Raw genomic sequence first — 1513 nt, 5'->3', positions numbered from 1 at the left:
GCCGAGATCGCGGTCGTCGGCATACCCGATACGCGCACCGGGGAACGGGCCTGTGCGGTGATCGTTCCGGCCGGCGACACCGGTCCCGGCGTCGCAGAGCTGCGCGCCATGCTGACCGCGCAGGGTGTCGCGGTGTTCAAGGCCCCCGAACAGGTGGAGATCTGGGACGAACTGCCCAAGAACGACGCCGGCAAGGTCGTCAAACAGCAGATCCGGGCCGTGCTGGCCCGGGCGAAGGCAGGTGAGTGAACATGCAGGTGGCGATCGTGACGGGCGCCAGCAGTGGGATCGGATTCGGCTGCGCCACAAAGCTTGCCGCGGACGGTATGGCGGTGCTGGGAACCGGACGTGACGAACAGCGGCTGGCGGAGCTGGCGGCGGCGGTGCCGGACCCCGATCGCCTCGCCACCCTGGCCGTCGACCTGACCGCGCCCGACGCGCCCGCGCGAATCGTCGACGCCGCGCTGGCCCGCTGGGGCCGAGTGGACTTCCTGATCAACAATGCCGGTGTCGGCAGCCCCAAACCACTGCACGAAACCGACGACGAATCCCTCGACCACTTCCTGAACCTGATGCTGCGGGCACCGTTTCGACTGGCGCGCGACGTGCTGCCGCACCTGCGTCCCGGATCGGCGATCATCAACGTCACCTCCACCTTCGCGGTGGTCGGCGGGTTGCGCGGCGGGGCGTACTCCGCGGCCAAGGGCGGCCTGACCGCACTGACCACCCACATCGCCTGCCAGTACGGCGCACAGGGCATCCGGTGCAACGCGGTGGCGCCCGGGGTCACCGTGACGCCGATGGTCGAAAAGCGGCTCGACGACCCGAGATTCCGCAAGATCAACACCGAGATGACGCCCTATCCGCGGCTGGGCCGGGTGGACGACATCGCCAACACCGTCGCCTTTTTGTGCTCGGAGGCGGGTGCGTTCATCAACGGCCAGACCATCGTGGTCGACGGCGGCTGGAGCTCGACCAAATATCTCTCGGACTTCGGGCTCAGCTCCGACTGGGTTCAGCCGTGAATCTGTTCACCTGTCTGGAGCAGGCCGCGGCCCGCTTCGGCGAGCACGGCGCGGTGTATCACGGTGTACGCCAACTGCATACCTGGCGAGAGCTGGCGGAGCGGGCGCGGCGCTTGGCGGCATCGCTGCGCGCAGCGGTGGCACCCGGTGCACGGATCGCGATCGCCAGCGAGAACCGGCCCGAGATCATCGAGCTGATGTTCGCCACCTGGGCGGCCGACTGCGCCGTCGTCCCGCTCAATTACAAGCTGCACCCGCGCGAGATGGCCCAGATCATCTCCGACGCCGGGGCGGCCTGGGTTTTCGCGTCCCCGAAGCTGGCACCCGACCTGGCCGCCGCCGTCGGCGCGCCGGTCGAAACCATCGGCAGCACAGCCTATCTGGAGCGATTCGCGCACGAGCCGGCCACACCGCCCGACCCGGATCCGTCCCGGCTGGCGTGGCTGTTCTACACCAGTGGCACCACCGGACGCTCAAAGGGCGCGATG

At 68.9% G+C, this 1513-nt stretch carries 3 protein-coding genes; all 3 read left to right on the top strand.

Annotated features, from left to right (window positions below; all coding sequences use genetic code 11):
• Positions 1 to 249, top strand: a 249-nt coding sequence (locus A5648_RS22195; RefSeq protein WP_165607383.1) for a cyclohexanecarboxylate-CoA ligase, incomplete at its 5' end; no start/stop codon positions are given.
• 2 nt (positions 250 to 251) lie between these two features.
• Positions 252 to 1025, top strand: a complete 774-nt coding sequence (locus A5648_RS22190) for an SDR family NAD(P)-dependent oxidoreductase (protein ID WP_065026635.1) — start codon at positions 252 to 254, stop codon at positions 1023 to 1025.
• A partial coding sequence (locus A5648_RS22185; protein ID WP_234787520.1) for an AMP-binding protein occupies positions 1022 to 1513 on the top strand: 492 nt, incomplete at its 3' end. The genes A5648_RS22190 and A5648_RS22185, both read left to right, overlap by 4 nt.

This window comes from Mycolicibacter sinensis (assembly GCF_001673565.1).
Lineage (GTDB): Bacteria > Actinomycetota > Actinomycetes > Mycobacteriales > Mycobacteriaceae > Mycobacterium > Mycobacterium sinense_C.
Note: the sequence above shows the minus strand (reverse complement) of the source record. Positions and strands in the feature narration are given on the sequence as shown.

Bases quoted from the DNA above. Each gene is read 5' to 3' on its own strand.
- A5648_RS22190 (WP_065026635.1), top strand. From the start codon at position 252: ATGCAGGTGGCGATCGTGACGGGCGCCAGCAGTGGGATCGGATTCGGC.